Genomic DNA, 25,300 nt, shown 5'->3' with positions numbered 1-25,300 from the left:
CGATTCCGTGGCCACGCAGACCGCGATCCTGGCCGGTGGGTGTTTCTGGGGTGCGCAGGACCTGCTGCGCCGCCGCCCCGGCATCCTGTCGACGAGGGTCGGTTACTCGGGGGACCCGAACACGCCGAACGCGACGTACCGCCGCCACGGCGACCACGCCGAGGCCGTCGAGGTCGTGTACGACGACGACGTCATCTCCTACCGCGAGATCCTCGAGTTCTTCTTCCAGATCCACGACCCGTCGACGAAGAACCGCCAGGGCAACGACGTCGGGCGCAGCTACCGGTCGGCGATCTACTACACGACCCCCGAGCAGGAGCGTGTCGCGCGCGACACCATCGCCGACGTCGACGCGTCCGGCCTCTGGCCGGGCAAGGTCGTCACCGAGGTGGAGCCGGCCGGCGAGTTCTGGGAGGCCGAGCCCGAGCACCAGGACTACCTGCTCAAGCAGCCCTGGGGCTACACCTGCCACTTCGTGCGCCCGGACTGGGTGCTGCCGCGGCGCGCGGCGACGTCGGCGTGACGGCCGGCACCGCAGATCGGACCGGAGCCCTGACCGCGGACTGGGCCGCCTGGCACGCGGAGCGCGAGGACACGCTGCGCGCCCCGCACGGCTGGCTCAGCCTCGCGGGCCTGTACTGGCTCGACGGCGAGGCCCGCCCGTACCCGGAGCTCCCGGGGACGTGGCGGGCCGTCGACGGCGGTGCGCAGATCACGGCCGCGCGCGGTGACGGCGTCGCCGTCGACGGCGCGGCCGTGGACGGCACCGCCCGCGTCGAGCCCGTCGACGGCAAGCCCGGCGTGCTGGTCGAGGTGGGGGAGCGGCGGGTCGAGGTGATCCGCCGCGAGGAGCACGTCGCCCTGCGCGTGCGCGACCCGCAGGCCCCGACCCGGCAGCGCTTCGCCGGGGTGCCGGCGTTCCCCGTCGACGCCGCGTGGGTGGTCGACGGCCGGTTCGTGCCGTGGGACGCCCCGCAGCGCATCGACGTCGACACCGTCGTCGACGGCCTCGGGTTCCACCCGACGGCCGTGGGCACGGTGCACTTCACCCTCGGCGGCGCCGAGCAGGAGCTCGTCGCCCTCGCCGGTGAGGCCGGCGGGCTCGTCCTGCACTTCCGCGACGGCACCTCGGGCGCGAGCACCTACGGCGGCGGGCGCAACCTGCGCACCCCGGCGCCCGCGGACGACGGCACCGTGCGGATCGACCTGAACCGCACGGTCAACCTGCCCTGCGCGTTCACCGCGTACGCCACCTGCCCGCTCCCGCCGGCGGGCAACACCGTCTCGGTGCCGGTGGAGGCGGGGGAGAAGACGCCGGTCTGACCGCTGCACCGACTGGTTCTGTTTTGCAACCAGTCGGTGCTACGGTCCGACCATGGTGCACCGCTCGGGACGGCACGCGGGCCGCGTCGCGCTCATCACCGGCGCCGCCCGCGGACAGGGACGCAGCCACGCCTGGCGCCTCGCCGAGGAGGGCGCGGACATCGTCGCTATCGACGTCTGCGCGCCCGACCCCGGCGTCGCCTACCCGCTGGCCACCCCCGAGGAGCTCGAGGAGACCGCGGCCGGGGTGCGCGAGCGCGGGGGACGGGTCAGCGCGCACGTCGCGGACGTCCGCGACGCCGAGGGGCTCGGCACGGCCGTCACGGCCGGGATCGAGGAGCTCGGCGGCGTGGACGCCGTGCTCGCCAACGCCGGGATCGGCATGGCGTCGCCCGACGTCTCCGCCGCGCGGGCGTTCCGCGACCAGCTCGACGTCAACACCGTCGGCGTCTGGAACACCGTCCAGGCCGCCGCGCCGGCGATGATCGCCCAGGGCCGCGGCGGCGCGATCGTCGTCACCAGCTCGTCGATGGGCCTCACCGGCCGTGGCGGCGACGGCAGTGGGCAGATGGACGGCTACATCGCCAGCAAGCACGCGCTGGTCGGGCTCGTGCGCGCCTGGGCGCACTGGCTGGCACCGCACTCGATCCGCGTGAACTCCGTGCACCCCTCGGGCGTCGCGACGCCGATGGTGCTCAACGACGCGGTCGCGGCCCTGTTCACCGACCCGCCCGCCGGCGAGGTGCCCGACGTCGGCAACCTGCTGCCGGTCGGCCTCCTCGAGCCCCGGGACGTGACGGCCGCCGTGGCCTGGCTCTGCTCCGACGAGGCCCGCTACGTCACCGGCATCGCGATGCCCGTGGACGCGGGGTTCACAGCCCGCTGAGTCGTGGTCAGGGGCGGCAGTCGCGGCACGGGCGGTAGCCGGCGGCGCGGGCGCGCTCGAGGCTCGCGAACCCCTGCCGGTGGGCGGTGGTGATCCGGCGCGCGTGATGGCAGGTCGGGAAGCACACGACGCCCGTGGTGTCGCTGCCGACCAGGCCCGCGAGGTGCGCGAGCTCCACGCCCTCGCGCTCGAGCAGCGCCACCTTGTCCGCGACGCCCGACAGGTACTGCCCGACGTCCCCGTCGCCGCGCACCACGCGGTGGCACGGCACCAGCAGCGGCACCGGGTTGCGTGCCAGCACCGTGCCCACCGCCCGCACGGCCTTCGGGTGCCCGGCCTCGCGCGCCACCCAGCCGTAGGGGCGGGTCTGGCCGGTGGGGATGCGGGCGGTGACGGCGAGGACCTCGCGGGCGAACGGCGTCAGGTCGCCCAGGTCGAGATCCGGGCCGGGACCGGTGCCGCGCAGCGCGGGCAGCAGGCCCCGCGGGGTGCGCGCCGCCGGGCGGACCGGGCGGCCGTGGCGAGCGCGGTAGCCCTCGAGGAACGCGTCGAGGTCGCCGGCGTGCGCCGCCGGGCGGAGCAGGCGCACGCCCTGGGCGCCGGTCACGGCGAACACCTCGCCCAGCGGGCCGGGCACGCGCACCCAGGCGTCGACGACGCGGTCGGCGAGCGTCGCCGGGGCGGGCCCCGCGAGGTCACGCAGGGCGGTGAGCAGGGTGTCCGTCACGGCTTCTCCTCGGAGATCAGGCGGGTGCGCAGGGCGTCGAGGCCCCGCTTGGCGTGCGAGCGCGCGGTCGCCTCGCCGCACCCGAGGACCGCGGCCACCTCGGCCACGGGCAGGTCGACGACGTGGCGCAGCACCACGGCGGTGCGCTGAGCGGCCGGGAGATCGGCGAGCAGGACGGCCAGGTGGTCGCCGAGCTCGGTGCTCTCGGCCTGCTCGGCGGGGCCGGGCGCGCTCGCGGGGCGGTCGGGCACCGGGGCGACGCCGTCGGTGCGGGGCCGGCGGGCGGCGTCGCGGCGGTCGTTGCGCGCGGTGTTGAGCAGGATCGTCAGCAGCCAGGGCCGCAGGGTCAGGGCCTCGATCCGCGCCGGGGTGTAGCCGCGCAGCGCCCGATAGGCCCGCAGCAGGGCCTCGGCGGCGAGGTCCTCGGCGTCGGCGGCCCGGGACACGGTGCGCCGCGCCACCGCGTGCACCACGTCGGCGTGCGCGCGCACCACGGCCTCGAACCCCGCGTCGAGGTCGTCGACCAGCGCCGCGCGGAGCTGCTCGTCGTCGGCCACGTCCAGGAGAACACCACACGCCCGCCTTCCGTTTCGTCCAAGACCCGGGGCCCTCGCGCGCGGGAGGCTGGCGCCCGTGACCGACTCGCCCGTGCGCCGCATCGTCGCCAACCTCACCGTCGCCGACCCGGGCGCCGACGCCCCGTTCTGGACCGGCCTGCTCGGGCTCGACACCCCCATGGACCTGGGCTGGATCGTCAACCACCGCGGCCCCGACAACGCCCAGGTGCAGCTCGTCGCCCGCGACGCCACGGCGCCGGAGGACAGCCGGGTGTCGGTGGAGGTGGCCGACCTCGACGCGCTGGCCGCGGTGCACGCCGGCGCGGTGGACGCCGGCCTGGAGATCGTCCACCCGCTCACCGACGAGGCGTGGGGCGTGCGCCGCTTCTTCGTGCGCACCCCGCAGGGCGTGGTGGTGAACGTGCTCGCCCACCGGTGACCTGACAGGCTCCGCGCATGCGGACCTTGATCACCGGAGCGAGCTCGGGCCTCGGGGCGGGCATGGCCCGCGAGTTCGCCGCCCGCGGCCACGACCTGGCGCTGGCCGCCCGGCGCCTCGACCGCCTCGAGGCCCTGCGCGACGAGCTCGCGCCCACCGGGGTGCGCGTCGCCGTCGCGGCCCTCGACGTCGACGACCACGACGCGGTGTTCGCCACCGTGCGCGCGCTGCGCGACGAGCTCGGCGGGCTGGACCGCGTGGTGGTCAACGCCGGGCTGGGCAAGGGCGCGCCGATCGGCACCGGGCGCTTCGACGCCAACCTCGCCACCGCCCGCACCAACTTCGTCTCCGCGCTGGCCCAGTGCGAGGTGGCGATGGAGATCTTCCGGGAGCAGGGCGCAGGCCACCTCGTCGTCGTGTCCTCGGTGGCCGCCGACCGCGGGCTCCGCGGCGCGCAGACCACCTACGCCGCGACGAAGGCGGCCCTGTCGCACCTCGCCGAGGGCATCCGCGTCGACGTCGCCGGCACCCCGATCCGCGTGACCACCCTCGCGCCCGGCTTCATCCGCACCGACCTCAACGAGGGCATGACCATGCCCTTCGCCGTCGACGCGGTCACCGGCGCGCGCGCGATGGCCGACGCCGTCGAGCGCGCGCCCGCGTTCGCCTACGTGCCGACCTGGCCGTGGAGCGTGCTCGGCCGCGTCCTGCGCGTGATGCCGACACCGATTCTCCGTCGCGTCACCTGACTACGGTGGTGTCCGTGGCACCGCTCAAGGAACGACTGCGCAGCGACCTCACGACCGCGATGAAGGCCCGCGACCAGGTCCGGGTCGCGACCATCCGCATGGCCCTCTCGGCGATCAACACCGAGGAGGTCGCGGGCGACGCGCACCGCGAGCTCAGCGACGACGAGGTGGTCACCGTCCTCGGCCGCGAGCAGAAGAAGCGCCGCGAGTCCGCCGAGGCGTTCGACGGCGCCGGGCGCACCGAGCTCGCCGAGCGCGAGCGCGCCGAGCAGGCCGTCCTCGACGACTACCTGCCCACCCAGATCTCCGACGAGGACCTCGCCACGATCGTCGAGGCCGTCATCTCCGAGACCGGGGCGGCGGGGCCGAAGCAGATGGGCGTGGTGATGAAGGCCGTCCAGCCGCAGGTCGCCGGGCGAGCCGACGGGCGCCGCGTGTCCGCGGAGGTCAAGCGCCAGCTCAGCGGCTCGTGACCACGGCGCTCGTCACCGGCGGCGGCACCGGCATCGGGCGCGCCTGCAGCCTCGCGCTCCACCGGGCGGGCCACGCCGTCGCGATCTCGTACCGGCGTTCGGCCGACGACGCCGAGGCGACCGTGGCCGAGATCGAGGCCGAAGGTGGCCGGGCGATCGCCGTGCACGCCGACGTCACCGACGACGGCGCCGTGCAGGGGATGGTCGCCGAGGTGCGCGAGCGCCTCGGCCCCGTCGCGGTGCTCGTGAACAACGCGGGCGCCACCGTGCCGCTGGCCCTCGACGATCTCGCCGGCGCCACCGACGACGTGTGGCAGCAGATGCTCGCGATCAACCTCATGGCGCCCTGGTACTGCGCCCGCGCCGCCGCCGACGACCTGCACGCCGCCGACGACGGCTGCGTGGTCAACATCGGCTCGATCGCCGGCCTGACCGGCCAGGGGTCGTCGCTGCCCTACGCCGTGAGCAAGTCGGCGCTGCACGGGCTGACCCGCTCGCTGGCCCGGGCCCTGGCCCCGGTGCGCGTGAACGAGGTCGCGCCGGGCTTGGTGATGACCCGCTGTGGGCCGGCGACGAGGGCGTGGGCGCTCGCTCGCTGCCGCGTCCCTGCTCGACCGCGAGACCACGCCCGACGACGTCGCCCGCACCGTGCTCGGCGTCGTCGAGAGCCGCGCGATCACCGGGCAGACGATCGTCGTCGACGGCGGTCAGACCTTGTGATCAGCGGCGGCGACACCCGGCCCCGCCGCCGCTCCAGGAGGCCCAGCGCCTGGAACACCAACCAGTCCGGCCGCCCGTGGTCGGGGATGAGCTGCACGAACCACCCGTACTCGCCGAGCCGTCCGGTGCGGGCGAGGGCCTCCGCGCGCGGCCGGCCGACCTGGAAGCCGCACCCGTCCTCGGGCCAGGAGAGGTCGAGGAACCCGACGAGCACCCCCTCCGCGTCGACGATCGCCCGCCCGGCCCGCGGGGCGTCGATGCCGCCGCGGCGCAGCACCAGCCGGACCCGGGTCCGCGCCGGCGAGGTGCTGCCGTGGTCGATCAGGTCCGCCACCGCGAACACCGCCCGCCGGCCCCGGACCCCGGGATGTGAGTGCGCGATCCGGCGCAGGTCGTCGGGCCACACGACGTGGCGGGCGCCGATCGCATCGACGAGCTCGACGGCCTCGTCGAGCGGCCGGGTCCGCGCGAGGTCGAACGCCGTGCGCATCGGACTCGTGAGTCGGACGACGCCGCCGTCGACGGGCACCTCGCCGATCTCGTCGGGGTGGAGCTCGTCCGCGCGGACCCGCACCCCGGCCGTCGATCGCCCGCCCCGCCCGGGCACCACGATCTCGAGCGGTGCGCGGGCGAGCGGGGGCACGAGCTCGAGGTGGGCCTCGCGGTCGTCGCCGGCCCGGATCCCGGCGAACTCGTCGATCCACAGCGCCGCCGCCGTCGGTCCGGCGAGTACCGCGCCGGGGCGGGCGGCGAGCAGATCCAGGGCCCGGACCAGCAGCGGTGCGGGGTCGGGATGTTCGAGGGTCACACAGGGTTCGACGTCGCCGGAGCCCGAGCCGTTCCGCGCGACCTATGCACAAGATCGCGTCGAGATCGACGGGCGGCACGAGCCCGGGGGTCGTCGGTCTCGACGCGATCTTGGGCGCATGTCGTCGCGAGCCCTGAGCGCTGAAGGCACGGCATCGCGGCCGGGCCGAAGGCCGCGGCGACCTCGCGGGCGGCGCCCGGACCGGTCCGTGCGACCTACGTACAAGATCGCGCCGAGACCGACACGTGGCACGAGCCGGGGCTCGTCAGCCTCGACGCGATCTTGGCGGTAGGTCGCCGGTGCCCTGAGTGCCGGCGGCAATAGCACCGCCGCCGGCACGAGCCCGGCGCCGACGACTGCGCGCGGCGCCGCCCGTGCGCCGTTCCGTGAGACCTACGCACAAGATCGCGTCGAGAATGACCGCGCGGGTACACGCCGGGTCCGTCGGTCTCGACGCGATCTTGGCCCTATGTCGACGGAAGCCCCTCGGAACCCCGGCGGCCCCGCCACGCACAGGTCGGTCGGGCCAGACGCGGGCGCGGGCCCGTTCTGTGCGACCTATGCACAAGATCGCGTCGAGATCGGAACGAGCGGCACGGCCCGGGCCTGTCGGTCTCGACGCGATCTTGGCGCTATGTCGCCGAGAGCGACCCTCACGGCCCCGCGAGCGCCCGCTGCAGCAGCACCGCCGCCAGCACGAACCCGGCGCAGGCGATGCCCACGCGCAGCACCGTCGGGGGCAGGCGGCGGGCGATGGCCGGACCGCAGTAGTTGCCCACGAGCAGGCCGAGGGTCAGGGGGAGCGCCGAGGACCACGCGACGTCGCCGACCACCGTGAAGCCGATCGCCGCGACCGCGTTCGACGCCCCGAGCAGCACGTTCTTCACCGCGTTGACACGCACCAGCGAGTCGGCGAGGGCCCGGACGAGCAGGGCCATCATCACCACGCCCGCGGCGGCGCCGAAGTAGCCGCTGTAGACGCCGACGGCGATCACCCCGACCGTGGTCAGGGCCCGACCGGCGCGCGACGAGACCGGCGCCGCGTCGGCGCGCGGGCGCCAGAGCAGCACCAACGAGGCCCCCGCGACGAGGAACGGGACGATGAGCGCGAAGGCGTCGGACGGGGTGAGCAGCACGAGGCCGGCGCCGATCGCCCCGCCCAGGATCGTCAGCGGCAGGAGGCGCAGGACACGCGGCGCCTGGCCACGCAGCTCCGGGCGGGAGCCGAGCATCGAGCCGACGCTGCTGACGGCCAGCGCGATCGTGTTCGTCTGGTTCGCGACGACGGGGGAGAGGCCGACCGCGAGCAGCGCCGGGTAGGAGAACAGCGACGCCAGCCCCGCCATCGAGCCGGTGAGCCCCGCGGCCACCCCGGCGAGGACCAGCAGCGCTACGCCCATCGCCGCCATCACACCACCGCGGCGCCCGGCACACTCGCGGGCGTGGACAACCGCTCACCCATCCGCGACGTCGAGGTCCGCGACGACGGCATCCGCCTCGGCCAGCTGCTCAAGCTCGCCGGTCTCGTCGAGCACGGCGCCGCCGCGCGGGAGGTGCTCGAGGCCGGCGAGGTCACGGTCAACGGCCGCCCCGAGGCGCGCCGGGGACGGCAGCTCGGCGGCGGCGACGTCGTCGCCCTGGGGGAGGAGCGGGTGCGCGTGCGCATCGCCGACGCCGGCAGTTGATGTGTACAAGCAACGAGGCTCGGAGTCGCCGTCCCGGCGAACCGGGTGGAACGACGACGACCCCGAGCCTCGGTGGGAAAAGCCCCACGGAGAGAGGTCAAGGTGGGGCTGAGGAGAAGCGTAGCGCCACCCCGCGGGCCCGTCGTCGCTGGACACGGCCGCCGATGAGGTCGACACCGGGTCGTCCTGGAGGCGTGACCACATCGTCACCGTGTGACCGGCCCGTCACGTGCCGTGAGCGTCGTGACGCTCTCGTGAAGCCTCCTCGTCCGGCCGTGTGGCGAGCCCCCGAGCTGCTCTATCGTGGCGACGAGCCGTGGGCCCCGGACCCTGCGCGACCCCCGGACGGGCGGCTCGGCGGACGACCCGTCCGCCGATCGGGGTGAGGTAGGGAGCGCAGCGTGAGCGAGGCCGACGGCGACGCCCGGCGGCGCCGGCGCGCGCCACGGGTCGGGCGCACCGGGGCCCGCTTCCCCCGCCCCGTGGACGGGGACGACGCCGCGGAACCCGAGGTCGAGGCCCAGGCGTTCACGGGGACCCTGCCCGACGCCGACCCGGACGAGGCGTCCGTCGGCCGCACCGGCGCCCGCTTCAACTCCCGCAGCCGCCGGACCCGCCGCCTCGCCGAGCGCACCGCCGCCGAGGACGTGGTGGTGTCCGCCCAGGCGCCGCCGCCCGTGCGCCGCCGTGCGGACCCCGATCCCGACGACGCGCCCACCCTGCCGCTGTTCCTCACCGCGGCGGCACCGCCCGAGAGCACGCGCACCCGCGTCCGGCCCTACGTCCGCACCCGCGGGCGCACGCGGACCAAGGCGGACCTGGCCGTCGAGACCCTCGTGTCGATCCCGTCGCCGCGCCCGCCGATGGAGGACCCCGAGCACGTGGCGCTCGGCGACGTCGTCGACGACCCGCGCTCGGTGGCCGAGGTCGCCGCCCTGCTCGCGGTGCCCCTGGGCGTCGCCCGGGTGATCATCGACGACATGGCGGGCGCGGGCCTGCTGCTCGTGCACCCCCGCGCCGTCGCCGCCTCGGGTGCCCCGTCCCGCGACATGATGCAGCGGGTGCTGGACGGGCTGCACAGGCTGTAGAACGGGGTCGTGACCGCGACGACCCAGCGCCTGACGAGCTACGCCCACGGTGGCGGCTGCGCCTGCAAGATCCCGCCCGGCGAGCTGGAGGACGTGGTCCGGGGCCTGCTGCCCTCGCCGACCACCGAGCGCGCGGGCGAGCTCCTCGTCGGGCTCGAGGACGGCGACGACGCCGCGGCGGTGCTCATCCGCGACGGGCTCGCGCTCATCGCGACCACCGACTTCTTCACCCCGGTCGTCGACGACCCCTACGACTGGGGCCGGATCGCCGCCGCCAACGCGCTCTCCGACGTCTACGCCATGGGCGGGCGGCCGGTGATCGCGCTCAACCTGCTCTGCTGGCCGCGCGACGTCCTGCCCTACGACCTCGCCGCCGAGGTGCTGCGCGGCGGGCTGGCCGTCGCCGATCTCGCGGGCTGCCACGTCGCCGGCGGGCACTCCGTCGACGACCCCGAGCCCAAGTACGGCATGGCGGTCACCGGCACCGCCGACCCCGACCGCCTCATCCGCAACGACGCCGCCCGCCCGGGCACGCCGCTGACGCTGACCAAGCCCCTCGGGCTCGGCGTGCTCAACAACCGCCACAAGGCCACGGGGGAGGCGTTCGACCAGGCCATCGAGGTCATGACGACGCTCAACGCCGAGGCCTCGCGCGCCGCGGTCGCCGCCGGAATCCGCGCGGGCACCGACATCACCGGCTTCGGGCTGCTGGGCCACGCGCACAAGCTGGCCCGGGCGTCCGGGGTCACCGCGGTGATCGACAGCAGCGCGGTCCCGTTCCTCGACGGCGCGCGCGAGGCGGCCCGCGACGGCTACGTGCCGGGCGGCTCGCGGCGCAACCTCGACTGGGTGCGCCCGCACGCGCGCCTCGACGTCGACGAGACCGTGGCCCTACTGCTCGCGGACGCCCAGACCTCGGGCGGGCTGCTGCTGGCCGGCGAGATCCCCGGCCACCCGGTGATCGGCGAGATCGTGGCCGCCGAGGACGGGACGACGCTGCTGGTCAGCTGAGGGCCTGTTCCCACAGGTCGGCCGCCGCCTCGCGCACCTCCTCGACGTCGACGTCGTGGGTGGCGCTCGCCCCGTGCCCGCACCAGCCGTCGAGCACCCGGCGCCCGCACACCTGGCACCCGCCGTGCCACGACACGAGCACGCGGTGCCAGACGCGGGTCAGGGGGGCGACGTCGGCGAGGTTGGCGTAGGTGAACACGGCGACGGTCGGCGTGCCCACGGCGGCCGCGAGGTGCCGCGGGCCCGAGTCGTTGCCGAGCATCACCGTCGCCCGCGAGAGCAGCCCGACCAGCGCGGGAAGGTCGAGGGTGCCGACCGCGGTCTCCGGGGTGCACCGCATCCCCGACACCACGCGGTCGACGCGCTCGGCCTCCCCGCTGCCGCCGGCGACGACGACGCGGGCGCCGCGGTCGGCGAGGTCCTGGGCGATCGCGCCGAGGCGCTCCTCGGGATAGCAGCGGCGGGCGTCGGTGGCCCCGGGGTGCACGACGAGCAGCGGCGCCTCGCCGGGCGGGACGACGGCGTGCGAGGCGTCGAGGTCGGCGGGCGTGACCGCGACGCGCGGCTCCACGCGGGTCGGTGTCGCGCCCGCGGCGGCCGCGACCTCGAGCCAGCGGATCGTGTCGTGCTGGTAGGGCCAGTACGGCACCCAGCGGTCCGGCCGGGGCGCGTCCGGGGTGGCGGCGCCGACCGTGACCCGCGCGCCGAGGCGCAGCAGCAGCTTGTTGGAGTTCCGCCCGCCGCCGTGCAGCTGCACGGCGAGGTCGTAGCCCTCCGCGCGGCGCTCGGCGCACCAGGCCTCGACCTCGTCCTCTCCTGCGTCGGGGTCGGGGCCGACGCGCACCCCGGGCACCAGGGGCACCGTGACGACGCGGTCCACCGGCGACGGCCGGCCCTCGAGGAGCGCGACGTGGTGGCGGGCGCCGAGGAGGGTGACCTCGGCGTCGGGGTAGGCGTCGCGCAGGGCCGAGAGCGCGGGCTCGGCGACGACGTAGTCGCCGAGGCCGTTGGCGCGCAGGACGGCGATGCGGCGGACGTCGGGGACCGGGGGAGCGGGTTGGGCCGGCAGGCCGAGGGCGGGGCCGCTGGCGGGAGCGATCACGGCGCGACAGCTTACGGTCGGGGCATGAGCAGCGAGCAGCGAGCAGCGGTGGTGACCGGATCGGGCAGCGGGATCGGCCGGGCGATCGTCGATCGGCTGACGGGCGACGGATGGTCGGTCCTCGGCGTGGACCTCAAGGCCGACGAGACCCTGCCCGGCCCGTCCCTGGGCGCCGACCTGACCACGCGCGAGGGCAACCGGACCGCGGTGGACACGGCGCTCGAGCACTTCGGGCGCCTCGACCTCGTCGTGGCCAACGCCGGCTTCCAGCACGTCTCGCCGGTGGTCGACTTCGACGAGGACCGCTGGGACGCGCTGCTGGCGATCCTGCTGACCAGCCCGTTCCTGCTCGCCAAGTACGCGTGGGAGTCGCTGCGCGCAGCCCCCGAGGGCGGGCGGTTCGTCGCGATCGCCTCGGCCCACGCGCTGGCCGCCTCGCCGTTCAAGGCCGGCTACGTCTCGGCCAAGCACGGCGTGCTCGGCCTGGTGAAGACCCTCGCCCTCGAGGGCGCCGCCGACGGGATCACCGCGACCGCCGTGTGCCCCGGCTACGTGCGCACCCCGCTGGTGGAGAAGCAGATCGCCGACCAGGCCCGCGCCCACGGGATCAGCGAGGACCGGGTCCTCGAGGAGGTCATCCTCACGCCCCACGCGCGCAAGCGGCTGATCGAGCCCTCCGAGGTCGCCGACGTCGTCGCCTTCCTCAACACCCCGGCGGGGTCCACGTTCACCGGATCCCCGGTGACGATGGACATGGGCTGGACGGCGCGCTGACCGCGGCGGCCCGGGGGATACTCCCGGGCCGTGACCCTCCGCGAGCTCGCCGGCGAGCGCTGGCTCACCGTGCCCAACGCGCTGAGCTTCCTGCGCCTGCTCGGGGTCCCGCTGTTCCTCTGGCTCCTGCTGGGCCCGCGGGCCGACGGCTGGGCGCTGGTGGTGCTCATGGCCAGCGGGATCACCGACTGGCTCGACGGGCGCCTCGCGCGCGCCCTCGACCAGTACAGCCGCCTGGGCGAGCTGCTCGACCCCCTCGCCGACCGGCTCTACACGGTCGCGACGCTGGTGGCGTTCCTCATCCGGGGGATCGTGCCGTGGTGGGTGCTGGTGCTGATCATCGGGCGCGACGTCGTCGTCTCGGCCGCGCTGCCCCTGCTGCGGCGCAAGGGCTACCTCGCGTTCCCGGTGCTCTACGTCGGCAAGGCCGCGACGCTGAACCTGCTCTACGCCTTCCCGCTGCTGCTGCTCGCGCAGATGGACTGGCCCGGCGCCGACCTCGCCCGCCCGTTCGCCTACGCCTTCACCGCGTGGGGGATCGCGCTGCACCTGTGGTCGGGAACGCTCTACCTGATCCAGCTCGTGCGCTCGCCCGTCGCGGACCCGGCCCGCTAGCCTGCCGCCTTCGTACGCTGCAGTAACCAACGACGTGAGGAGCCGCCGGTGGTCCCCGAGGGCCTGCGCTACACCGCCGAGCACGAGTGGATCACCGCCACCGAGGGCGACCCGTCGGTCGTCCGGGTCGGCATCACCGACTACGCCCAGGACCAGCTCGGCGACGTGGTCTTCGTGCAGCTGCCCACCGTCGGCGCCTCGGTGACGTCGGGGGAGTCGATCGCGGAGGTCGAGTCGACCAAGTCGGTCTCGGAGATCTACGCCCCGCTCGACGGCGAGGTCACCGCGGTCAACGACGGGCTCACCGACACGCCCGAGCTCATCAACTCCGATCCGTACGGCTCCGGATGGATGATGGAGCTGCGCTTGCCGGACGCGGACGCCGTCTCCGAGCTGCTCGAGGCCTCGGCCTACCAGCAGCTCATCGACGGTTCCTGAGGCCCGCACCGCGACCCGGTCGTGACGACGCGTCCACACGCTCCGCCACGGCACAGGGCTCCTCGCTCACGGTGGGTGGGGAGGGCCTCGACCCCGTGACGGGGACCGGTACCGTGACGGCCACCTCGCGACGATCCGTGAGACCGAGCACGACACGACGGAGGAGCACGGTGAGCACAGGCGGTCCCCCGGTCCCCCCCGAGCGTCAGGGCGAGACGACGTCGGTCTTCCGGGCCGACTTCCTCGCCGAGCCCGAGGCGGAGTCGCGCAACGCCCCGGTGTCCGGGGTCGACTCGCTGCCCGCCGGCTCGGCGCTCCTGGTGGTCAAGCGCGGCCCGAACGCGGGCTCGCGGTTCCTGCTCGACCGGGACACGACGAGCGCCGGCCGGCACCCGGACTCGGACATCTTCCTCGACGACGTCACGGTCTCCCGGCGCCACGCGGAGTTCCGCCGCGACGGTGCCGAGTTCGTCGTGGTGGACGTCGGCAGTCTCAACGGCACCTACGTCAACCGCGAGCCGGTGGACACCGCGGTGCTCGCCAACGGCGACGAGGTGCAGATCGGCAAGTTCCGCCTCGTGTTCCTCACCGGCCCGCGTGACGGCGGGTCCGCGGGGGCGGGGCTGGAGTGACCGCCGCCGGGCTGTCGGAGCCGGGGGGATCCCCCCTCTCGATCGGCTCGGTGCTCGACGCGCTGCGGGCCGACTTCCCGGAGATCACGATCTCCAAGATCCGGTTCCTCGAGTCCGAGGGGCTGATCCGCCCGGCACGCACCGCGGCGGGGTACCGGCAGTTCTCGCACAGCGACGTCGTCCGCCTGCGCTTCGTGCTCTCCGCGCAGCGCGACCACTACCTCCCGCTCAAGGTCATCCGCGCCAAGCTCGACGAGTTCGACCGCGACCCGTCCGGCGGCGCGCCCGCGCTGCCCGGCGACGGGGCGCCGGGCGGAGACACGGCCGACACCGGCGGACCCGGGGGGCCGGGCGGACCCGGGGGGCCGACGGGCGCACCGTCGCCGGCCGCGACCGCCCGCGTGCGCAGCCTCGCCTCGGTGGCCGACCGCGTCGAGCCCGACGAGGACCCCGACGGCGCCCGCACCTCGCGCGCCGACACCGTGGGTCGCGACGTGCTGCTCGCCGAGGACGGCGTGGACGCCACGCTGCTCGACGGCCTCGAGCACCACGGCATCCTGCGTCCCGACGCCGACGGCCGCTTCGAGCCCGAGGACGTGCTCGTCGCCCGCACCGCGGCGTCGCTCGCCCGCCTCGGCGTCGAACCGCGCCTGCTGCGCTCGGCCCGGGCCAGCGCGGACCGCGAGGTCGGCCTGCTCACCCAGCTCGTGACCCCCGTCGCCCGCAGCCGCGGGCCCGAGGCCGCGCGCCGCGCCGAGGAGCTCTCCGCCGAGCTCGCGGCCCTCTCCGGGCGCCTGCACGCCCTGCTCGTGGGGGCCGGTCTGCGCCAGGGTCACCGGCGCTGAAGCAAGCGCCGACACGCCGGGCGACCGGCCCGCGGAGGCCTTCGCGGGCCCGCGCACGGGGGGTCCCGAGCGTGTAGCGTCTCGGCACGTCGCCCGAACGCTGGGCGGCGGAGCGGAGCTCGACCGTGACGAGGAGGGCGAGTCGCATGAGCGAGATGCGTGTCGTGGGCGTTCGGGTCGAGCTTCCCGCGAACCAGCCGATCCTCCTCCTGCGGGAGGCCGAGGGTGACCGCTACCTGCCGATCTGGATCGGCTCGGTGGAGGCCACCGCCATCGCCCTCGAGCAGCAGGGCGTCAAGCCCGCCCGCCCGCTCACGCACGACCTGCTGAAGGACGTGCTCGGCGCGCTCGACCGCCGCCTCGAGCAGGTCCGGATCATCGACCTGCAGGAGGGCACCTTCTACGCCGAGCTGGTGTTCGACGGTGACGTCCGCGTCTCCGCCCGGCCCAGCGACTCGGTCGCGCTCGCCCTGCGGGTCGGCGTGCCGATCCACGCCGAGGAGGGCGTGCTCTCCGAGGCGGGCCTCGTCATCCCCGACGAGCAGGAGGACGAGGTCGAGAAGTTCCGCGAGTTCCTCGACTCCGTCTCGCCCGAGGACTTCCGCGGCGCCGACACTTAGTGTCGCGGCAAGCCCGAGCGCTGCCCTCACGCTCCTTCGTCGCGTGACGTCAGCCGTCGGGCGCCGCGGTGTCGGGGGGTAGGGGGAGACACTCCGACACGGCCCACTAGCCTCACTCTCAAGTCGAGGTCGAGAGTAGCCGCGCGTCGCGTTGACCCCCATCTCCGCCGCTCGTACCGTCGGCGTCACAACGGAACGAGGAGGCAATCGGTGAGCGGTGGCGAGGACGGCGGACCCGCCGGCCCCGAGCTCGAGCCCCTCGGCCCCGAGGGCGAGCAGGGATCGCTGTTCGACGACCAGGTCTTCGGTGACGCGATCCCGGGGATGGACGAGGTCGTCGGTTATCGCGGCCCGGCGGCGTGCCAGATCGTCGGCATCACCTACCGCCAGCTCGACTACTGGGCGCGCACGAAGCTCGTGGTCCCGAGCATCCGCACCGCCACCGGGTCGGGCTCGCAGCGGCTGTACTCGTTCAAGGACCTCGCGGTGCTCAAGGTGGTCAAGAACCTCCTCGACACCGGCGTCTCGCTGAACAACATCCGCCTCGCCGTCGAGCAGCTGCGCCGCCACGGCGTGCGCGACCTCGCCCGCATCACCCTGTTCTCCGACGGGGTCACGGTCTACGAGTGCACGTCGCCCGAGGAGGTCGTCGACCTGCTCCAGGGCGGCCAGGGTGTCTTCGGCATCGCCGTCGGCGGAGCCATGCGCGAGATCTCCGGGACCATCGCGCGGTTCCCGGCCGAGCGCGCCGACTCCGCGGTGGTCGACCACTCCCCGGAGGACGAGCTCGCCTCACGCCGTGCACGGGGGACCCGCTCCGCCGGTTGATCCGGGCGGGGTGACACGGGACACGACGGACCTGGGGGTCCGGTGTCCGTTGCGCTATCCTCACCGCGTCGTTCTTGGACACCGCGCGGGAGAGACCTGCACACAGAAGCCTCTGGCTGCAGGCGCCGAAGGAGCAACTCCTCCCCGGAACCTCTCAGGCACCCCGACCGCGCGGAGGAGACGATCTCTGGAAAGTGGTGACCGGCTCCCGGGCCGGCCACCCGCCGATGGTGCAAGCCGAGGGTGAGCCCACCCGACCGGCGAAGCTCTCAGGCGCTCGCACGGTGGCGGGCAGTGGCAGAGGGGGAGGCCGCGCGACGGACGCTGACGCCCGCTGCGCGTGAGGCCCCTGACCGCCCTGCCTCCGGAGGCGTCGTGACCGCACCGCACGGATCCCCGTCCCAGTCCCCGTGGAACTCCGCGCCGCTCGCGGCGCTCGAGCACGGCGTGCCCTTCGCCGACCGCCACATCGGCCCCGACGCGCGCGGCCTCGCCCGCATGCTCGAGACGATCGGCGTCGGGTCGCTCGAGGAGCTCGCCGACACCGCGATGCCCTCGTCGATCCGCAGCGACCCCGCCGACTGGTCCGACGACCCGACCGGTGCCGCGCCGCCGCCGCCCGCCACCGAGGCGCAGGTGCTCGAGGAGCTGCGCGCCCTCGCCGCGAGCAACACCACCCTGGAGCCGATGCTCGGGCTGGGCTACCACGGCACGATCACCCCGCCGGTGATCCGCCGCAACGTGCTCGAGGACCCGGCCTGGTACACCGCCTACACGCCCTACCAGCCCGAGATCAGCCAGGGGCGGCTCGAGGCGCTGCTGAACTTCCAGACCGTCGTCTGCGACCTCACCGGCCTCGACGTCGCCGGCGCCTCCATGCTCGACGAGTCGACGGCCGCGGCCGAGGCCATGCTGCTGCTGCGCCGCGCGGACAAGACACAGCCACAGAAGGACAGGGCTCCCCGTTTCCTCGTCGACGCCGACACGCTGCCGCAGACGATCGCGGTGCTCCGCACGCGCGCTGAGGCGCTCGGCATCGAGCTGGCGTTCGTCGACGTCACCGCCGAGCTCCCGACGGACGACTTCTTCGGCCTCCTGCTCGCCGCGCCCGGCGCGTCCGGCGTGCTGCGCGACCACCGCGGCGTCGTCGAGGCCGCCCACGACCGCGGCGCCGCCGTCGTCGTGGCCTGCGATCTGCTGGCCGCCGCCGTCGTCACCCCGCCCGGCGAGATCGGCGCGGACGTCGCGGTCGGCTCGACCCAGCGCTTCGGGGTGCCGCTGGGCTTCGGCGGCCCGCACGCGGGCTTCCTCGCCGTGCGCCAGGGGCTCGCGCGCCAGCTGCCCGGGCGGCTCGTCGGCACGTCGGTCGACGCCGACGGGAACCCGGCGCACCGGCTCGCGCTGCAGACCCGCGAGCAGCACATCCGCCGCGACAAGGCCACGAGCAACATCTGCACCGCCCAGGTGCTGCTCGCGGTGATGGCCGCCATGTACGCCGTGCACCACGGGCCGAACGGCATCCACGCCATCGCCCGGCGCACCCACCGCATGGCCGCCGTGCTGGCCGCGGGCCTGGTCAAGGGCGGCGTCGAGGTCGTGCACCGCGAGTTCTTCGACACCGTGCTCGTCCACGTGCCCGACGGGGCGCCGGCGGCGGTCTCCGCGTGCCGCGGCGAGGGCATCCTCGTGCGCGAGGTCGACGCCGACCACGTCGGGATCTCCTGCTCGGAGCGCACGACGCGCGAGCACCTCCGCGCCCTGTGGCGCGCGCTGGGCGCCGGCGAGGTCGACCCCGAGGAGCTCGACGCCGCCACCGCCGACGCGGTGCCCGCGGCGCTGGGGCGCACGTCGCCCTACCTCACCCACCCGGTGTTCCACCGATACCGCAGCGAGACGTCGCTGCTGCGCTACCTGCGCGAGCTCTCCGACAAGGACGTCGCGCTGGACCGCAGCATGATCCCGCTGGGCTCCTGCACGATGAAGCTCAACGCCACCGCCGAGATGGAGCCGATCACCGACCCCGGCTTCGGCGACCTGCACCCGTTCGCGCCCGCCTCCGACGCGCCGGGGATGCTGCAGGTGATCCGCGACCTCGAGGACTGGCTGGTGCACCTCACCGGCTACCACGCGGTGTCGCTGCAGCCCAACGCCGGCTCGCAGGGCGAGCTCGCGGGCCTGCTCGCGATCCGCGCCTACCACCACAGCCGGGGCGACCAGCACCGCGACGTGTGCATCATCCCGTCCTCGGCGCACGGCACCAACGCGGCGTCGGCGATCTCGGCGGGCATGCGGGTCAAGGTCGTCAGGACGACCGAGCGCGGCGACGTGGACGTCGAGGACCTGCGGAAGGTGATCGCCGACGTGGGCGACGCGCTCGCCGCCATCATGATCACCTACCCGTCGACGCACGGCGTGTACGAGCCGCACGTGCGCAAGGTCTGCGCGGCCGTGCACGACGCCGGCGGGCAGGTCTACGTCGACGGCGCCAACCTCAACGCCCTGGTCGGGCTGGCCCGGCCCGGGCGCTTCGGCGCCGACGTCAGCCACCTGAACCTGCACAAGACCTTCTGCATCCCCCACGGCGGCGGCGGGCCCGGCGTCGGCCCGATCGGCGTCGTCGAGCACCTCGCGCCGTTCCTGCCCAACCACCCCGCGCAGCCCGCGGCCGGCCCGGACACGGGCGTCGGACCCGTGGCCGGCGCGCCCTGGGGGTCGGCGTCGATCCTGCCGATCTCCTGGGCCTACGTGCGGCTGATGGGCGTCGACGGGCTGCGGCGCGCGACGCTGACCGCGGTCGCGGCGGCGAACTACGTCGCCCGGCGCCTCGACGAGCACTTCCCCGTGCTCTACACGGGGCCGGGCGGCCACGTGGCGCACGAGTGCATCCTCGACCTGCGCCCGCTGACCAAGGCGTCGGGGATCTCGGTGGACGACATCGCGAAGCGCCTCGCCGACTACGGCTTCCACGCCCCGACGATGTCGTTCCCGGTGGCCGGGACGCTCATGGTCGAGCCCACGGAGTCCGAGGACCTCGACGAGATCGACCGCTTCTGCGACGCGATGATCGCGATCCGCGGCGAGGTCGCCCGCGTGGAGTCGGGGGAGTGGCCGGCGGACGACAACCCGCTCGTGCACGCGCCCTTCACCGCGCGCTCGGTGCTCACCGGGGGGTGGGACCACGCGTACACCCGCGAGGAGGCGGCGTTCCCGGCCGCCGGGCGCCCGGCGAAGATCTGGCCGCCGGTGCGCCGCATCGACGCCGCGCACGGCGACCGCCACCTCGTCTGCTCCTGCCCGCCGCTGGAGGAGCTCGCGGAGTAGGTGCGCTCCGCGCACGTGAGCACTTCTTGGTGCGCCAGCACCAAGAAGTGCTCACATGGCCGGAGGCCACACGGCGCGCATCCCCTCGAGGGTGAGCCCGCGGGCGCGGAGCAGGGTCGACGCCCGCCCGGTCTCCTCGTGGAGCAGGCCCAGGACCAGGTGCTCGGTGCCCAGCGACCGGTCGCCCCGGCGCACCGCCTCGCGCAGCGAGTACTCGAGCGCCTTCTTCGCGCCCGGCTCGAAGGGGATGTGGCCCCAGAGCCGCCGGCGCCCACGCCCCGCGGCGCGGGTGTTCTCGAGCGCGCCCGGACCGAACGCGTCCTCGATGCGGCCGCGGACCTCGTCGAGGTCGATGCCGACGCTGGCCAGCGCCTCGCGGTCGGGCAGGTCGGGGCCGCCGGGTCGCTCGCCGCGTCGCAGGTCCGCCTCGACGGCGGCGGCCGTGACCCCCTGCGCCGCGAGCAGCCCCGCCCCGGGGGTGCCGCCCGCCCCGCACAGGGCGAGCAGCAGGTGCTCGCTGCCGATGCTCTGGTCGCCGCGCTCGCGCGCGTCCTCCTGTGCCAGCACCACCACCCGCCGTGCCGGCTCGGTGAATCGTTCGAACACGTCGGCCTCCCGCCGTCGCCCGGAGATCAGGACACGTGGCGGCGGTACTTCTTGTGCACCGCCTGCCGGCTGACCGAGAGTCCCTCGGCGATCTGCTGCCAGGACCAGCCCTGGTCGCGCGCGTTGCGCACCTGCAGTTCCTCGAGGGACTCGAGCAGGGAGCGCAGCGACGCCACCGCCGCGAGGCCCGTCGCCGGGTCCCGCGAGGACGCCGCCGCCGCCACCGCGGTCGCATCAGCCATGCGTGTCAATCTAGGTTGACACAGCGCGCCTGTCAACGACGGTTGACAGCCGCTCCCGGCGTGAGCACCACCGGCACCGGCGCCGCGCGCAGCACCGCCGCGCCGGGGTCGCCGAGCAGCAGGCGGGTGGCGGCGTGGGCGGCGGCGGTGCCGACGACGAGCAGGTCGCCGGAGTCCCAGTCGAGGCCGGCGACGGCCTGCTCGACGGTGGTGTCGGCGACGGCCAGGGTCTCGGCCTCCACGCCCAGGGACGCGAGCGCGTCCCGCTGCGCGGCGAGCACCTGCTCGCGCCACGTCTCGACCACCACGCGCACGGCGTGCAGCCCCGCCTCGGGCGGCACGGTGGGTCCGCGCTGCGGGGCGAACGAGGCGACGCGCAGTGCCGCGGAGGTCCGCCGGGCCAGGTCGGCGGCCGCCGCGAGCACGCCGGCGGAGTCGCGCCCGCCGCCGTACGCGCAGGTCACCCGCGCGATCGGGCCGTCGCCCGGCGACGCGCCGGCGAGCGCGACCGCGACGTCGGCGGCCCGGGCCAGGCGGGCGCCCACGGTGCCGGCGCCCGACGGGCCGTCGCCGAGGACGACCACCTCGGCCTGGTGGGTGTGCGCGGCGCGGGCGAGGCCGCCGGGGATCGAGCGGTCGGCGACGTGGACGACCTCGACCGGCACGCCCTCGACGTCCTCCGCGGGGACCTCGTCGGCGGCGGAACCGCCCGGGTGCGTGACCGTGCACAGCACCAGCGGCTCGCCCAGGGCCCGGGCGAGCCGGACCCCGAGACGCCGGGCCGCGTCGGCGGACCGGTCCGGCACCTGGCCGACGAGGACGCTCACGATCCCTCCCCGGTGCGGGCGAGGCGGGAGTGCCGCGCCCCGTAGAACGCCCAGAACACGAGGGCGACGGACACCCACGCCGCGAAGACGATCCAGGTGATCCAGGACAGGCTCGCCACGAGGTAGAGGCAGGCGGCGATCGACAGGATCGGGGTGACCGGGTAGCCCGGCACCCGGAACCCGCGGGGCAGGTCGGGCGCGGTCCGCCGCAGGATGATCACGCCGATCGACACCACCGAGAACGCCACGAGCGTGCCGATGCTGACCAGGTCGGCGAGGACGTCCAGCGGCACGAGCCCGGCCAGCAGCGCCACGCCGACGCCGACGATCACCGTGGTGGGCACGGGCGTCAGCGTCCGCGGGTCCACCCGCGAGAGCAGGGGCGGCAGCATCCCGTCCCGGCTCATGGAGAACAGGATGCGGGTCTGGGCGTACATGGTCACGAGCGTCACGCTGAAGATCGAGATGACGGCGCCCGCGGCGATGACGATGCCCGGCCAGGCCGCGCCGGTGACCTCGCCGAGGATCGCCGCGAGGCCCGCCTCCTGGCCCTCGAACTCGCCCCACGGCTGGGCGCCCAGCGCCGCGAGCGCGACCAGCAGGTAGATGACGGTGACGACGACGAGCGCGAGCATCAGCGCGCGGGGGAGCGTGCGGCGCGGGTCGCGCACCTCCTCGCCCGCGGTGGACACCGCGTCGAGTCCGATGAACGAGAAGAACACGGTGCCCGCGGCCGCACCGATCCCGCCGACGCCCAGCGGGGCGAACTGCGCGAAGTTGTCGGCGTTGAACGCGGTGAACGCCAGCCCGACGAACAGCAGGAGCACCGCCAGCTTGATCGCGACCATGACGGCGTTGGCGGCCGCGGACTCGCGCACCCCGCGCACCAGCAGCAGCGTGCACAGCACGACCAGCACCACGGCCGGGAGGTTGACGACGCCGCCCGCGCCGGGCGCGCCCGAGAGCGCGTCGGGGACCCGGACGCCGATCGTGGCCTCGAGCAGGGCGTTGAGGTACTCCGACCAGCCGACGGCGACCGCGGCCGACGACACGAGGTACTCGAGGATCAGGCAGGCGGCCACGCCCATGGCCGCGCCCTCGCCGAGGGTGGCGTAGGCGTAGGAGTACGACGACCCCGCCACCGGCACCGCCGAGGCGAGCTCGGCGTAGCAGAGCGCGGTGAGCCCGGCGGTGATGGCCGCGAGGACGAACGACAGGACCACCGCGGGCCCGGCCTCCGGCGTGGCCGAGGAGAGCACGAAGAAGATGCCGGTGCCGACGGTGGCGCCGATGCCGATGGCCACCAGCTGCACGAGGCCGATCGAGCGCTGCAGGGTCCCGCCCTCGTGCCCGGGGGTGGCGTCGGCGCCGGTCTCGGCGGCCATCGCCTCGACGGACTTGCGGCGCAGGAAGGCGCCGCGATCGGCTCCGGGCACGGGCGTCCCCCTCGGGCTCTGCGGTGGTGGGCCTCTCGCCGTCGAGCGGGCGCGCGGGAGCCTAACCCGTGGGGCCGTGCGCGGTGGAGCGGTCGTGCGCACGCCCCACGAGGAGCGCGAGGACCGCCCCGAGGACGGTCACCGCGCCGACCACCCAGAGGCCCGCCCGCTGGCTGCCGGTGAGGTCGGCGAGCCCGCCGGTGACGTACGGCGCCACGAAGCCCGAGAGGTTCCCCAGCGAGTTGATCAGCGCGATGCCACCGGCGGCGGCCGCCCCGGTGAGGAACTGCGAGGGCAGCGGCCAGAAGGTGGGCAGGGCCGCACAGGTCCCGACCGCGCAGACCGTCACCGCCGCCATCGTCCAGAACGGGTTGCTCTGGTAGAGCGCGATCGGGATGGCGATCCCGCCGAGGATCATCGGCAGCGCCAGCCACCAGCGCCGCCCGGACTCGCCGGCGAGGAAGCCGCCGTCGGAGCGGGAGGCGGAGCGGTCGGCCGCGCGGCTCCACAGCACCATGCCGATGGCCGCCACCGCATAGGGCACGGACGTGACCAGGCCCTTCTCGACGATGCCGAGCTTGGTCCCGAACTGCTGCTCGAACCCGGAGACGATCGTCGGCAGGAAGAAGCCCAGGGCGTAGAGCCCGTAGGTGACGCCGAAGTAGACGAAGGCGAGGACGAGGATGCGGGGCGCGGTCAGCGCGCGGCGCAGCGGCCAGTGCCCGGCGGCCTCCACCTCGGCGGACTCGGCGTCCAGACGCCGGCGCAGCCACGTCCGCTCGTCCTCGGCGAGCCAGCGTGCCTGCTCGGGTCGGTCGGTGAGGGCGAAGAACGTGACGATGCCGAGCACGATCGCCGGGATGCCCTCGAGCAGGAACATCACCCGCCAGCCCGACAGCCCGAACAGCCCGTCACCCGCCGAGATGATCAACGCGCTGACCGTCGACCCCACCGCGGTCGAGATCGGCACCGCGACCATGAACCAGCCGACCGCCCGCGCCCGGTACTCCGCGGGGAACCAGAAGGTCAGGTACAGGATGATCCCGGGGAAGAAGCCGGCCTCGGCGACGCCGAGCAGGAAGCGCAGGACGATCAGCGTCGTCGCGTTCGGGGCGAACGCCATGATCGACGCGACCAGGCCCCACGAGACCAGGATGCGCGTGATCCAGCGGCGCGCGCCGAAGCGGTGCAGGGCGAGGTTGCTGGGCACCTCGAGCAGCAGGTAGCCGACGAAGAAGATCCCCGACGCGAGGCCGAACACCGTCGCGGTCATCCCGAGCTCGGCGTTCATGCCGTTCGGACCGGCGAAGCCGATGTTGACGCGGTCGAGGTAGTTGACGAAGTAGAGCAGCCCCAGCAGGGGCATCAACCGCCAGACGACCCGCCGTACCGTCCGCCGCCCGAGCTCACTGTCCGTGCTCGACCCGCTCGTCTCCGTCGACACCCGACCAGGGAACCAGGCGGGTCAAGGGCGTGTGAAGTCCGAGGTGAGGACTCAGCCGCAGCTGCGCAGCGCCGAGACGTCGGGGGAGCCGCCGTGCTCGAACGAGATGTGCACGTGGTCCTCGTGGTTGGCCGTGGCGCCGCCGCGGTCCTCCATGCCCTCCCAGCCGGATCCGGTGTTGATCCGCTGGTTCCAGATCACGTACTCGACGCCGAGCGCGTTCCTGTTCTCGATGACGCAGTCGGCGATCGCGTCGCCGCTCGTGGTCATGAAGTCGAGCGCGTAGCCGCTGGGGTGGTCCGAGGCGTTGCCGCGGCTGCCGACGCCGAGGACGTCGTGGCCCGGGAACACGCACTCCATGGCGTTGCCGACCTCCTGCACGGAGTCGGCCACGCCGCCGTAGGAGCCCGAGGCGCCGCAGCCGGTCACCGACGCGGTGCGCTGCTCCTCGGCGGCGGCCGCCGTGGCCTGCTCCTGCTCGGCGGCGTCCTCCTCGGCCTGCCGCGCCGTGGCGGCGTCGGCGGCGCGGTCGCGCTCGGCGGCCTTGATGAGGTCGGCCGACGCCGCCCCGCCACCGGCGCTGCTCACCGGGCTGACCTCGGCGGACGGTGTCGCGGAGGTGGAGCGGGACGTGGTGGACGCGAGGGCCTCGCCCTGCGCCGAGAGCTCGAGGGTCGTCGCGGCGTCCTGCTCGGGAAGGGCGATCACCGCCGGACCGACGAGGGCCAGCGCGCTACCGGTCAGGCCGGCGGCCACCGCGCCGTGGCGCACCGCGGCGCGGGCGGGGGAGCGGTGCCGCGCGGTGCCGCGGGGGGCGCCGACGGGCATGACGAAGGGGACGGTGCGGGGCTCGCGTCGGCTCGTGGCCTGCGCGTCACGGCCCCAGGGGGAGCGTTGCCGTGTCACGTTCTGCCTTCCACTCACGCGGAACGGCCCGGCGGCACCGTCGGGGTCGGTGGTCGCCGTGCGGGGAGAGCGAGGTCTGAGGTGGGGAGCCGTGACCTGCTCGTGACCGTTCCGTGAGCGACTGTAGACCAAGCGTTGACCCGGACCAGGGCAGGTTGCCTGCTCCACGGCGGGCGGGAGCGCCGACGCGGTCGGCGG

The 25,300-nt window shown here is 74.9% G+C and carries 29 protein-coding genes, 1 pseudogene and 1 riboswitch; of the genes and pseudogenes, 19 read left to right on the top strand and 11 right to left on the bottom strand.

What is annotated here, in order from left to right; translation table 11 throughout:
• Positions 1-7 precede the first annotated feature (7 nt).
• From msrA to ACQPX6_RS15775, 3 genes are read left to right on the top strand one after another with little or no spacing between them, the layout of a single operon-like run.
• Positions 8-523 (top strand): peptide-methionine (S)-S-oxide reductase MsrA, encoded by a 516-nt coding sequence (gene msrA / locus ACQPX6_RS15785; RefSeq protein ID WP_433781153.1) that lies wholly within the window; start codon positions 8-10, stop codon positions 521-523.
• The gene (locus ACQPX6_RS15780; RefSeq protein WP_433781151.1) at positions 520-1,323 is read left to right on the top strand and encodes a DUF1684 domain-containing protein; all 804 of its coding nucleotides are present in this window, start codon (positions 520-522) and stop codon (positions 1,321-1,323) included. The genes msrA and ACQPX6_RS15780 overlap by 4 nt, the downstream gene beginning before the upstream one ends.
• 52 nt (positions 1,324-1,375) lie before the next feature.
• Positions 1,376-2,209 carry a mycofactocin-coupled SDR family oxidoreductase gene (locus ACQPX6_RS15775; protein ID WP_433781150.1) on the top strand — a complete coding sequence of 278 codons (834 nt, stop codon included), beginning with the start codon at positions 1,376-1,378 and terminating at the stop codon, positions 2,207-2,209.
• Positions 2,210-2,216: 7 nt separating this feature from the next.
• Here ACQPX6_RS15775 and ACQPX6_RS15770 read toward each other — a convergent pair whose 3' ends face one another.
• Together ACQPX6_RS15770 and ACQPX6_RS15765 are read right to left on the bottom strand one after the other, a co-directional pair.
• Positions 2,217-2,936: a methylated-DNA--[protein]-cysteine S-methyltransferase gene (locus ACQPX6_RS15770; protein ID WP_433781149.1), complete on the bottom strand. Its 720-nt coding sequence runs from the start codon at positions 2,934-2,936 to the stop codon at positions 2,217-2,219.
• A complete protein-coding gene (locus ACQPX6_RS15765) occupies positions 2,933-3,493 on the bottom strand; it encodes an RNA polymerase sigma factor (RefSeq protein ID WP_433781147.1) in 561 nt (186 codons plus the stop codon). The genes ACQPX6_RS15770 and ACQPX6_RS15765 overlap by 4 nt, the downstream gene beginning before the upstream one ends.
• A gap of 76 nt (positions 3,494-3,569) precedes the next feature.
• Here ACQPX6_RS15765 and ACQPX6_RS15760 point away from each other — a divergent pair, with 76 nt between their 5' ends.
• From ACQPX6_RS15760 to ACQPX6_RS15740, 5 genes and pseudogenes are all read left to right on the top strand, one after another.
• A complete protein-coding gene (locus ACQPX6_RS15760; RefSeq protein WP_433781146.1) occupies positions 3,570-3,932 on the top strand; it encodes a VOC family protein in 363 nt (120 codons plus the stop codon).
• Between the two features lie 17 nt (positions 3,933-3,949).
• Positions 3,950-4,681, top strand: coding sequence for an SDR family oxidoreductase (locus ACQPX6_RS15755; RefSeq protein ID WP_433781145.1), 732 nt, complete (start codon positions 3,950-3,952; stop codon positions 4,679-4,681).
• A 14-nt stretch (positions 4,682-4,695) separates the two neighbouring features.
• The gene (locus ACQPX6_RS15750; RefSeq protein ID WP_433781144.1) at positions 4,696-5,154 is read left to right on the top strand and encodes a GatB/YqeY domain-containing protein; all 459 of its coding nucleotides are present in this window, start codon (positions 4,696-4,698) and stop codon (positions 5,152-5,154) included.
• Positions 5,151-5,675 (top strand): annotated as a pseudogene (locus ACQPX6_RS15745) (SDR family NAD(P)-dependent oxidoreductase); the annotation flags it as partial. The gene ACQPX6_RS15750 and the pseudogene ACQPX6_RS15745, both read left to right, overlap by 4 nt.
• A gap of 40 nt (positions 5,676-5,715) precedes the next feature.
• The gene (locus ACQPX6_RS15740; protein WP_433788417.1) at positions 5,716-5,874 is read left to right on the top strand and encodes a hypothetical protein; all 159 of its coding nucleotides are present in this window, start codon (positions 5,716-5,718) and stop codon (positions 5,872-5,874) included.
• On the opposite strand, the gene ACQPX6_RS15735 is transcribed toward ACQPX6_RS15740, so the two are convergent.
• Together ACQPX6_RS15735 and ACQPX6_RS15730 are read right to left on the bottom strand one after the other, a co-directional pair.
• Positions 5,831-6,682, bottom strand: a complete 852-nt coding sequence (locus ACQPX6_RS15735; protein ID WP_433788416.1) for a hypothetical protein — start codon at positions 6,680-6,682, stop codon at positions 5,831-5,833. The two genes, ACQPX6_RS15740 and ACQPX6_RS15735, sit on opposite strands and share 44 nt — an antisense overlap.
• Positions 6,683-7,335: 653 nt before the next feature.
• On the bottom strand, positions 7,336-8,082 hold the full coding sequence (locus tag ACQPX6_RS15730) for a sulfite exporter TauE/SafE family protein (protein WP_433781142.1): 747 nt from the start codon (positions 8,080-8,082) through the stop codon (positions 7,336-7,338).
• 42 nt (positions 8,083-8,124) lie between these two features.
• Here ACQPX6_RS15730 and ACQPX6_RS15725 point away from each other — a divergent pair, with 42 nt between their 5' ends.
• From ACQPX6_RS15725 to selD, 3 genes are all read left to right on the top strand, one after another.
• Positions 8,125-8,367, top strand: coding sequence for an RNA-binding S4 domain-containing protein (locus ACQPX6_RS15725; protein ID WP_433781140.1), 243 nt, complete (start codon positions 8,125-8,127; stop codon positions 8,365-8,367).
• A gap of 401 nt (positions 8,368-8,768) precedes the next feature.
• The gene (locus ACQPX6_RS15720) at positions 8,769-9,455 is read left to right on the top strand and encodes a DUF742 domain-containing protein (protein ID WP_433781139.1); all 687 of its coding nucleotides are present in this window, start codon (positions 8,769-8,771) and stop codon (positions 9,453-9,455) included.
• Positions 9,456-9,464: 9 nt separating this feature from the next.
• Positions 9,465-10,466, top strand: a complete 1,002-nt coding sequence (selD, locus tag ACQPX6_RS15715) for a selenide, water dikinase SelD (protein ID WP_433781137.1) — start codon at positions 9,465-9,467, stop codon at positions 10,464-10,466.
• On the opposite strand, the gene ACQPX6_RS15710 is transcribed toward selD, so the two are convergent.
• Complete coding sequence (locus ACQPX6_RS15710) at positions 10,459-11,568, bottom strand: glycosyltransferase family 9 protein (protein ID WP_433781136.1); 1,110 nt, start codon at positions 11,566-11,568, stop codon at positions 10,459-10,461. The two genes, selD and ACQPX6_RS15710, sit on opposite strands and share 8 nt — an antisense overlap.
• Positions 11,569-11,592: 24 nt before the next feature.
• On the opposite strand from ACQPX6_RS15710, the gene ACQPX6_RS15705 reads away from it, so the two are divergent.
• The 8 genes from ACQPX6_RS15705 (at position 11,593) to gcvP (ending at position 19,641) form a co-directional block, all read left to right on the top strand.
• Positions 11,593-12,342, top strand: coding sequence for an SDR family oxidoreductase (locus tag ACQPX6_RS15705; RefSeq protein WP_433781135.1), 750 nt, complete (start codon positions 11,593-11,595; stop codon positions 12,340-12,342).
• 30 nt (positions 12,343-12,372) lie between these two features.
• Positions 12,373-12,957 carry a CDP-alcohol phosphatidyltransferase family protein gene (locus ACQPX6_RS15700; protein ID WP_433781134.1) on the top strand — a complete coding sequence of 195 codons (585 nt, stop codon included), beginning with the start codon at positions 12,373-12,375 and terminating at the stop codon, positions 12,955-12,957.
• A gap of 48 nt (positions 12,958-13,005) precedes the next feature.
• Entirely contained in the window at positions 13,006-13,395 is a 390-nt protein-coding gene (gcvH, locus tag ACQPX6_RS15695; protein WP_433781132.1) for a glycine cleavage system protein GcvH, read from the top strand.
• A 170-nt stretch (positions 13,396-13,565) separates the two neighbouring features.
• Complete coding sequence (gene garA, locus ACQPX6_RS15690; RefSeq protein WP_433781130.1) at positions 13,566-14,027, top strand: glycogen accumulation regulator GarA; 462 nt, start codon at positions 13,566-13,568, stop codon at positions 14,025-14,027.
• On the top strand, positions 14,024-14,872 hold the full coding sequence (ftsR, locus tag ACQPX6_RS15685) for a transcriptional regulator FtsR (protein WP_433781129.1): 849 nt from the start codon (positions 14,024-14,026) through the stop codon (positions 14,870-14,872). The genes garA and ftsR overlap by 4 nt, the downstream gene beginning before the upstream one ends.
• Before the next feature lie 146 nt (positions 14,873-15,018).
• The gene (locus ACQPX6_RS15680) at positions 15,019-15,492 is read left to right on the top strand and encodes a bifunctional nuclease family protein (RefSeq protein ID WP_116710890.1); all 474 of its coding nucleotides are present in this window, start codon (positions 15,019-15,021) and stop codon (positions 15,490-15,492) included.
• Between the two features lie 210 nt (positions 15,493-15,702).
• The gene (locus ACQPX6_RS15675) at positions 15,703-16,320 is read left to right on the top strand and encodes a MerR family transcriptional regulator (RefSeq protein WP_433781127.1); all 618 of its coding nucleotides are present in this window, start codon (positions 15,703-15,705) and stop codon (positions 16,318-16,320) included.
• A 76-nt stretch (positions 16,321-16,396) separates the two neighbouring features.
• Positions 16,397-16,500, top strand: a riboswitch (glycine riboswitch).
• 195 nt (positions 16,501-16,695) lie between these two features.
• On the top strand, positions 16,696-19,641 hold the full coding sequence (gene gcvP, locus ACQPX6_RS15670; protein ID WP_433781125.1) for an aminomethyl-transferring glycine dehydrogenase: 2,946 nt from the start codon (positions 16,696-16,698) through the stop codon (positions 19,639-19,641).
• A gap of 51 nt (positions 19,642-19,692) precedes the next feature.
• On the opposite strand, the gene ACQPX6_RS15665 is transcribed toward gcvP, so the two are convergent.
• From ACQPX6_RS15665 to ACQPX6_RS15640, 6 genes are all read right to left on the bottom strand, one after another.
• Positions 19,693-20,247 carry a Clp protease N-terminal domain-containing protein gene (locus ACQPX6_RS15665; RefSeq protein WP_433781124.1) on the bottom strand — a complete coding sequence of 185 codons (555 nt, stop codon included), beginning with the start codon at positions 20,245-20,247 and terminating at the stop codon, positions 19,693-19,695.
• 26 nt (positions 20,248-20,273) lie between these two features.
• A complete protein-coding gene (locus ACQPX6_RS15660) occupies positions 20,274-20,489 on the bottom strand; it encodes a helix-turn-helix domain-containing protein (protein WP_433781123.1) in 216 nt (71 codons plus the stop codon).
• 32 nt (positions 20,490-20,521) lie between these two features.
• Positions 20,522-21,316, bottom strand: coding sequence for a universal stress protein (locus tag ACQPX6_RS15655; protein WP_433781121.1), 795 nt, complete (start codon positions 21,314-21,316; stop codon positions 20,522-20,524).
• Positions 21,313-22,701 (bottom strand): APC family permease, encoded by a 1,389-nt coding sequence (locus ACQPX6_RS15650; protein WP_433788282.1) that lies wholly within the window; start codon positions 22,699-22,701, stop codon positions 21,313-21,315. Before ACQPX6_RS15650 ends, ACQPX6_RS15655 begins: the two co-directional genes overlap by 4 nt.
• 112 nt (positions 22,702-22,813) lie before the next feature.
• Positions 22,814-24,118 carry an MFS transporter gene (locus ACQPX6_RS15645; protein ID WP_433781120.1) on the bottom strand — a complete coding sequence of 435 codons (1,305 nt, stop codon included), beginning with the start codon at positions 24,116-24,118 and terminating at the stop codon, positions 22,814-22,816.
• Positions 24,119-24,247: 129 nt separating this feature from the next.
• A complete protein-coding gene (locus ACQPX6_RS15640; protein WP_433781119.1) occupies positions 24,248-25,024 on the bottom strand; it encodes a hypothetical protein in 777 nt (258 codons plus the stop codon).
• Positions 25,025-25,300 lie beyond the last annotated feature (276 nt).

It is taken from the genome of Actinomycetospora sp. CA-101289 (assembly GCF_050955895.1).
Taxonomy (GTDB): domain Bacteria; phylum Actinomycetota; class Actinomycetes; order Mycobacteriales; family Pseudonocardiaceae; genus Actinomycetospora.
This window is presented reverse-complemented; position numbering and strand designations above follow the sequence as displayed.